Genomic DNA, 7,280 nt, shown 5'->3' on the forward strand with positions numbered 1-7,280 from the left:
GAGGGTCTATGCGACATCTTATCATCCAAACCCAGCTTTTGAGCGTCTACAAAAAAATTAGGCTGGGGGCGCGGGGGGGGGGGGGCCGGGCGGGCCCGCCGCGGGGCGCGCCGCCGCAGCAATGATATGATCGTCGCCCCCGCGAAGGCGGGGGATGCAAACAACCTTGCGCTACGTCGACAGCGGCCCGCGGCTTCGCGGGGGCGACACTTCTAGTCAGCCGCCGCTTTCCCAACCTTCGGCGCGGCCCCAGCATTGCGCTCGGCCTCGCGCTCCAGCGCGACCTTGATCATCGCGACGATTGGGTCGGCGAGGAACAGCCCCATGATGCCGAGCAGCGCGCCGAACAGGATCTGCGCGCCGAGCACCAGCGCAGGGGCAAGGTCGACGGTCTTTTTGGCGACCATCGGCACGATCAGATAGCCGTCGACCGTCTGCACGACGAGATAGATAACGATTGCCCACAGTCCGGCATCGGTCCCGGCCGAAAAGCCAACGAGCACGAGCAGCACGCCGGAAACGATCGCGCCGATATTGGGAATGAAGGCGAGCAGCCCGGTCAGCAGGCCGAGCAAGGCCGCCATCGGGATGCCGACCGCCATGCAGGCAAGCCAGGTGCCGACCCCCTCGACGAACATGCCGAGCAGGCGGCCCGCCATCAATCGGCGCAGGGTGAACCCCATGCGCGCGGTGGTGATGTAGAAATTTTCGCGGTTCTTCATCGGCAGCATCCACGCGACGCCGCGCTCATACAGTCGCGGTTCGATCGCAATGAACACGCCGAGGACAAGGATCATCACCAGGCTGGTGAATGCGCCAACGACCGAGCCGACTGCTGCGGTGACGCGGCCAAAGGTGCCGGCGAAATTGTCCGAGATCGTCTTGGTATCGAGCTGGAAGCTGCCCATGCCATGATCGCTCGCCCATGCCGCCAGCCGCTCGATCTGCGCCATCACCACGCTTTGCAGGCTCACCGCCTGCGCCGCGATCTGCGATCCGGCGAACATAGCGGTCCAGATCATGAAGAGCAGCACCGACAGGCAGACGATCAGTAGGCGCCAGCCGCGTCCGATCGGCAGCACGCGGCCGAGCAGGCGGGTGCCGCCGTCGAGGATTGCGGCCGTAACGATCGCCGCAAAAATCAGCAGGATCGGCTGGATCAGGACGATGCACGCGGCGATGAGCAGCGCGAGGCCGAGCCAGGCGCTGGCCTTGAGCAATTCGGTGCGAACGAGGTGGCTGCGAATTTCGGTGGGGCCCGGGGCATTTGCGGTAGCCTTGGCACGCGCCTGGGCGCGCTCTTTCCGCTCGACCCGCTCCACCATGAACTCGCTCCCTATTTTGCTGTGCTGCTACGTTCGGGGCGCAAGTCGGTTCCCGCTCGGCCAGAGCGCAGGGCGTTGAACCAGCTGAGCGGATTGTACCATATTGCGGTGCCGTCGGTCGAAAAGCTGATGATCTCGGCACGCCCCGCGATGACATCGAACGGGACGGGGCCGCCGAGCCCCTTTTGCGACGTGTCCACCCGGCTGTCGGCGCTGCCGTCGCGGTTGTCGCCCATCAGGAACAAATGGCGGGCGGGCACTTTGATCGGGCCATAATCGTCGGTGGTGTACCCCGGCCCCATATCGATGGTATCGAAACTCACGCCGCCGGGCAGCGTCTCGCGCACGATCGGCAGTTCGAGCATCTCGCGCCCGTTGGCGCCGCGGGTGATAAAGCGGTCGATGCTGCTCCCCATGCTCGGCAGGTTCGGATCGACGGGGATTGCCAGCAGCGGCTGCACCTCACGCTTCACCGGCTTGCCATTGATAGTGAGTTCGCCGTTGGTCAGCTGAATCGTGTCGCCGGGCAGGCCGATGACGCGCTTGATATAGTCGATCCGCGTCACCGGATGTTCGAGCACGACGATGTCGCCGCGCTCGGGCAGCTTGCCGAACAGGCGGCCTTCGGTTTTGGGCGCAAGGTGAAAACTCACCGAGGCATAGGACCAGCCATAAGGATATTTGCTCACGATCAGCCGGTCGCCGTTGCGCAGCACCGGCATCATCGAATCGGACGGGATATAGAAAGGCTTGGCGACGCAACTGTGGATACCCAGCACGAGCAGCAGGATCACCATGATGTCGCGGATCAGCTTGCTCCAGCTGCCGTCGTCCTGCGCCTTGTTCTTCGCCATGGTCCGGTCAGTCCTTGATTGCTTCGATGATGACGAACGCCTGCGCCCACGGATGGTCGTCGGTCAATGTCAGGTGGATGTGTGCGGTGTGACCCGCCGGGATCATCGCGGTGAGCCGTACCGCCGCACCGCCGGTAAGCGCCAGCGTCGGCGCGCCCGACAGCGCGTTGACGACGCCGATGTCCTTCATGAACACCCCGCGCTTGAAGCCCGTGCCGACAGCTTTCGAGAAAGCTTCCTTGGCGGCAAAACGCTTGGCGTAGGTGCCGGCGCGGGTGAAGGGGCGGCGCGCCGCCTTGGCGCGTTCCACTTCGGTGAAGACGCGGTTTTCGAAACGCTCGCCGAACCGATCGAGCGAGTTCTGGATACGCTCTATATTACAGAGGTCGGAGCCGAGGCCGATGATCACCTGCCGCGGTCCTCGGTTTGGCGGCGCGAGGCGAATCGCCAGCCGGCCCAGGCAGCCAGCTGCGCGGCGAGCGTCGCGCCGATCGCGATGAGCAAGATCGGGGGAATTTCCACCATGCGACCGCTTACGACATCCCACCCGAGCTTCGCGAACATCAGCAGGATCAGCAGCGTTGCCCCGACCTTCAGAAGACCCGAGACGAGCAGGAGGGTGTTTTGGGGTCCGCTCACCCTCTCGCCTCATCCATCAGCGCCCGCATCCGCCGCACCGCATCTTCCAGCCCCGTGAAGATCGCCTCGCCGATCAGATAATGCCCGATATTAAGCTCGGCGAGTTGCGGGATCGCCGCAACCGGGACGACATTCTCATAGGTCAGACCATGCCCGGCATGCGGTTCGATGCCATTTTTCCACGCCAGCGCCGCGGCATCGGCGATACGTCGCAGTTCGACCGCGCGTTCCTCGCCCTCGCAATGAGCATAGCGGCCGGTGTGAAACTCGACGACCGGCGCGCGCAGCATCATTGCCGCCTCGATCTGCCGCGCGTCGGGCTCGATGAACAGGCTGACTCGAATGCCCGCGTCGCTCAACCGCGCAACGATGGGGGCAAGGTGGTTATGCTGTCCTGCGGCGTCGAGCCCGCCCTCGGTCGTGCGCTCCTCGCGCTTTTCGGGAACGATACACGCGGCGTGCGGGTTGTGGCGCAGCGCGATCGCGACCATTTCGTCGGTCGCCGCCATCTCCAGGTTCAGCGGCAGGTCGGTCGCGGCCTGAATGCGTGCGAGATCATCGTCGCGGATATGGCGCCGGTCCTCGCGCAGATGCGCGGTGATGCCATCGCCGCCGACCGCCGCGACGATTTCGGCGGCGCGCACCGGATCAGGATGCTCGCCACCGCGCGCGTTACGGATCGTCGCGACATGGTCGATGTTGACGCCAAGGCGGAGGCGACCCGTCAATTCGCGCGGCTCCCGGGCTTGATCGCTTCGCTGCCCGCCAGATGTTCGGGAAGCTCGTCGGGGGCATAGGTCGGAAAGTTTATTGCAACGAGGGGATAGAAGGGGACGCCTAGGTCGACATTGCTGCCTGCCGAGCGATCGACCAGCGCCGCCTCGGCGATCACTTCACCGCCTGCTGTTGTGACACACGCCATTGCCTCACGCGATGACAGGCCGGTGGTCACGACATCCTCGACCATCAACACTTTGGCACCGGGTTCGATGGTGAAGCCGCGGCGCAGTTCAAAGGTGCCGGTTGGCCGTTCGACGAAAATCGCGGGCTTGCCGAGCGCGCGGCCCATTTCATGCCCGATGATGACGCCGCCCATCGCAGGTGACACCACGACGTCGATCGCCTGTTTCAGGTCGCGGGGAAGCTTCGCGGCGAGCGCGACGGCTAGCCGTCCGGCGCGCTCCGTATCCATCAGCACGCGCGCGCATTGCAGATAATATTCGCTGTGGCGGCCGGACGAGAGCAGGAAATGGCCCTGGAGCAAGGCTTCGGCGGCGCGGAATTCGGCCAGGATTTCATCATCGGTCATGGGAGAATTGTTCTTTTATCCAGTGCGTCGCCCTGTGCGGGCGACCGGGTTTTGGCGGCGAAGATTATCCAGCCGTAAAATAGTGTTAGAGATGCTTGAGGCAAGCGGCAAGCGGGTCTATAGCGCCCGCGAGATTCAGCCCATCCTCCGGCTGTCGCGACGCCTGTCCGACCGCTGCCGAAGAGGGGAGGAACCATGATAAAGAACAACAGGCAACGGGCGGCACTATTCTTATGAAGAGCTTGAAAACCCTTGTAATTGCGGCAGCTTTGTCGCTGGGCGCGGTGGGCGTCGGCCATGCGCAGGCACCCGCTGTCGCTCCGGCCGAAGCACCGGTTGCGGCGACTGCAGCGAATCCGGCTCCAATTGCTGCTGATGCGGCGGCGCCGACGGCTGCTCCCGCAACGACCGAAGCGGCCGTTCCGGCCGGCGATGCGAACTATGTGCCGATGAAGCCCACTCCCGGTATCGGCCAGCCCGTCGCCAAGGGCATCGATTTCCAGCCGCAGGTCAGCCCGGTCGGCGAGCAGGCCTATTGGTTCAACAATGTCATCCTGCTGCCGGTGATCACCGTCATCACGCTGTTCGTATTGGGGCTGCTGCTGTGGGTGGTGTTCCGTTACCGAGCCAAAGCCAACCCGGTTCCGTCGAAAACAACGCACAACACCTTCATCGAAATTATCTGGACCGCCATTCCGGTGCTGATCCTCGCGGTGATCGCGGTGCCGTCGATCCGACTGCTCGCACAGCAATATGAACCGCCGTCGAAGGAAGCGCTGACGATCAAGGTCACCGGATACCAATGGTATTGGGGTTACGCCTATCCCGACCAGGGTATCGGCGAATATGTGTCGAAAATGCTGCCCAAAGCGGATGCCAAGGCCGCAGGCGAGCCCTATCAGCTCGCGGTCGACAACCGCATGGTCGTTCCGGTTGGCCGTCAGGTGAAGCTGATCATCACCGGCGCCGACGTGATCCACAGCTTCGCGGTCCCGGCCTTCTGGACCAAGATGGACGCGGTCCCTGGCCGCGCCAACGAAACCACCTTCACAGCGAACAAGGTCGGCGTCTTTTACGGCCAATGTTCGGAACTGTGCGGTGTCGATCATGGCTATATGCCGATCGCCGTCGAAGTGTTGCCCGTCGACAAGTGGGAGGCCTGGGTCCGCTCGAAGGGCGGCAATCCGGCTGGCCCCGTAGCGGCAGTGGCTGCCGCTGCTCCGGCGCTCGCCGCGACGCCGGCCACCACCACGACCGAAGCTGCCCCGGCAGCGGCGCCTGCCGCCGCGCCGGCCGCCACGAATTAATAAGGGGTCCGACAGATGACCGATATCGCTGCAACTGCACCCGCCCATGGCCATGCCGATCACGCGCATGACGACCATGATCACGACACCCCGGGCTTTTTCGTCCGCTGGTTCATGTCGACGAACCACAAGGACATCGGCACCCTCTACCTGATCTTCGCAATTGTCGCCGGTATCGTTGGCGGCGTGATTTCGGGGATGATGCGCCTTGAGCTCGCCGAACCCGGCATCCAGTATCTGACCGGCTGGGCGCAGTTCTTCGACGGCGCCGCGGGCGACGTTCAGGGTAAGCATTTCTGGAACGTGATGATCACGGCGCACGGTCTGATCATGGTGTTCTTCATGGTCATGCCCGCGATGATCGGCGGTTTCGGCAACTGGTTCGTGCCGTTGATGATCGGTGCGCCCGACATGGCGTTCCCGCGCATGAACAATGTCAGCTTCTGGCTGACCTTCGTCGCCTTCGTCATGCTGGTCGGGTCGATGTTCGTCCCGGGCGGCAGCGGCCTGGGCGCTGGTACCGGATGGACCGTTTACGCTCCCCTTTCGACCAGCGGGTCGGCCGGTCCGGCGGTCGATATGGCGATCTTCTCGCTCCACCTTGCGGGCGCGGCATCGATCTTGGGGGCGATTAACTTCATCACCACCATCTTCAACATGCGCGCACCGGGGATGACGATCCACAAAATGCCGCTGTTCGTGTGGTCGGTGCTGGTCACCGCCTTCCTGCTGCTGCTCGCGCTTCCGGTTCTGGCTGCCGCGATCACCATGCTGCTGACCGACCGTAACTTTGGTACCACCTTCTATGATGCGGCAGGTGGCGGCGATCCCGTCCTCTACCAGCATCTCTTCTGGTTCTTCGGCCACCCCGAAGTGTACATCATGATCCTGCCGGGCTTCGGCATCGTCAGCCAGATCATCTCGACCTTCAGCCGCAAGCCGGTGTTCGGCTACCTCGGCATGGCCTATGCCATGGTCGCGATCGGCGTCGTCGGCTTCATCGTGTGGGCGCACCACATGTTCACCGTCGGCATGTCGGTGAACCTGAAGATGTACTTCACCGCCGCGACGATGGTCATCGCAGTTCCCACCGGGATCAAGATCTTCAGCTGGATCGCCACGATGTGGGGCGGTTCGATGAGCTTCAAGACCCCGATGGTCTGGTCGCTCGGCTTTATCTTCATGTTCACCGTCGGCGGCGTGACCGGCGTCGTGCTCGCCAATGGCGGCGTCGATACCAACCTGCACGACACCTATTATGTCGTCGCCCACTTCCACTATGTGCTGTCGCTGGGTGCGGTGTTCTCGCTCTTCGCCGGTTTCTATTACTGGTTCCCGAAGATGTCGGGGCGGATGTACAACGAGTTCCTGGGCCAGCTGCACTTCTGGATCTTCTTCATCGGCGTGAACGTCCTGTTCTTCCCCCAGCACTTCCTGGGCCAGCAGGGCATGCCGCGCCGTTACCCGGATTATCCCGAAGCCTATGCTTTCTGGCACCTGATCTCGTCCTACGGCTATGTCATCATGGCGGTTGGCGTCCTGATCTTCTTCGTGAACATCCTGTGGTCGCTGGTCGCGGGCAAGAAGGCTGCTGACAATCCTTGGGGCGAGGGCGCGACGACGCTCGAATGGACGTTGTCGAGCCCGCCGCCGTTCCACCAGTTCGAGACGCTTCCGGTGATCGACGACGACAAGCATCACTGAGAGCCGACTGGCTAGAGAACGAAACGCCCCGGAAGTAAACTTCGGGGGCGTTTTCGTCGATTGTTTGATACATGTTGGAAACGCCGTGCTTGGTTGGGCCGATGCATCGCGCAAATTCCCTTCCTCAGAACCTCGCGGCGTG

Annotated in this window: 8 protein-coding genes; 2 read left to right on the top strand and 6 right to left on the bottom strand. The window is 63.2% G+C overall.

Annotated elements, in window-relative coordinates:
* Positions 1 to 212 precede the first annotated feature (212 nt).
* The 6 genes from K0M74_RS03095 to pyrE are packed head-to-tail and all read right to left on the bottom strand — an operon-like array spanning position 213 to position 4,127.
* A complete protein-coding gene (locus K0M74_RS03095) occupies positions 213 to 1,325 on the bottom strand; it encodes an AI-2E family transporter (RefSeq protein ID WP_293967838.1) in 1,113 nt (370 codons plus the stop codon).
* A gap of 11 nt (positions 1,326 to 1,336) precedes the next feature.
* Complete coding sequence (gene lepB / locus K0M74_RS03100; RefSeq protein ID WP_293967841.1) at positions 1,337 to 2,179, bottom strand: signal peptidase I; 843 nt, start codon at positions 2,177 to 2,179, stop codon at positions 1,337 to 1,339.
* Between the two features lie 7 nt (positions 2,180 to 2,186).
* Positions 2,187 to 2,588, bottom strand: a complete 402-nt coding sequence (gene acpS, locus K0M74_RS03105; protein ID WP_293967844.1) for a holo-ACP synthase — start codon at positions 2,586 to 2,588, stop codon at positions 2,187 to 2,189.
* On the bottom strand, positions 2,585 to 2,818 hold the full coding sequence (locus tag K0M74_RS03110) for a hypothetical protein (protein WP_293967846.1): 234 nt from the start codon (positions 2,816 to 2,818) through the stop codon (positions 2,585 to 2,587). The genes acpS and K0M74_RS03110 overlap by 4 nt, the downstream gene beginning before the upstream one ends.
* Positions 2,815 to 3,546, bottom strand: a complete 732-nt coding sequence (locus K0M74_RS03115; RefSeq protein ID WP_293967849.1) for a pyridoxine 5'-phosphate synthase — start codon at positions 3,544 to 3,546, stop codon at positions 2,815 to 2,817. The genes K0M74_RS03110 and K0M74_RS03115 overlap by 4 nt, the downstream gene beginning before the upstream one ends.
* Positions 3,543 to 4,127 carry an orotate phosphoribosyltransferase gene (pyrE, locus tag K0M74_RS03120; RefSeq protein ID WP_293967852.1) on the bottom strand — a complete coding sequence of 195 codons (585 nt, stop codon included), beginning with the start codon at positions 4,125 to 4,127 and terminating at the stop codon, positions 3,543 to 3,545. The genes K0M74_RS03115 and pyrE overlap by 4 nt, the downstream gene beginning before the upstream one ends.
* A gap of 233 nt (positions 4,128 to 4,360) precedes the next feature.
* On the opposite strand from pyrE, the gene coxB reads away from it, so the two are divergent.
* Both coxB and ctaD read left to right on the top strand, forming a co-directional pair.
* Complete coding sequence (coxB, locus tag K0M74_RS03125; RefSeq protein ID WP_293967855.1) at positions 4,361 to 5,434, top strand: cytochrome c oxidase subunit II; 1,074 nt, start codon at positions 4,361 to 4,363, stop codon at positions 5,432 to 5,434.
* A 15-nt stretch (positions 5,435 to 5,449) separates the two neighbouring features.
* Positions 5,450 to 7,138, top strand: a complete 1,689-nt coding sequence (gene ctaD / locus K0M74_RS03130; protein ID WP_293967858.1) for a cytochrome c oxidase subunit I — start codon at positions 5,450 to 5,452, stop codon at positions 7,136 to 7,138.
* Positions 7,139 to 7,280 lie beyond the last annotated feature (142 nt).

The organism is Sphingopyxis sp. (assembly GCF_019459305.1).
Taxonomy (GTDB): domain Bacteria; phylum Pseudomonadota; class Alphaproteobacteria; order Sphingomonadales; family Sphingomonadaceae; genus Sphingopyxis.

Excerpts from the sequence above, each read along its gene's own strand:
- K0M74_RS03095 (WP_293967838.1), bottom strand. The coding sequence starts at position 1,325 with ATGGTGGAGCGGGTCGAGCGGAAAGAGCGCGCCCAGGCGCGTGCCAAG.
- lepB (WP_293967841.1), bottom strand. The coding sequence starts at position 2,179 with ATGGCGAAGAACAAGGCGCAGGACGACGGCAGCTGGAGCAAGCTGATC.
- pyrE (WP_293967852.1), bottom strand. The coding sequence starts at position 4,127 with ATGACCGATGATGAAATCCTGGCCGAATTCCGCGCCGCCGAAGCCTTG.
- coxB (WP_293967855.1), top strand. The coding sequence starts at position 4,361 with ATGAAGAGCTTGAAAACCCTTGTAATTGCGGCAGCTTTGTCGCTGGGC.
- ctaD (WP_293967858.1), top strand. The coding sequence starts at position 5,450 with ATGACCGATATCGCTGCAACTGCACCCGCCCATGGCCATGCCGATCAC.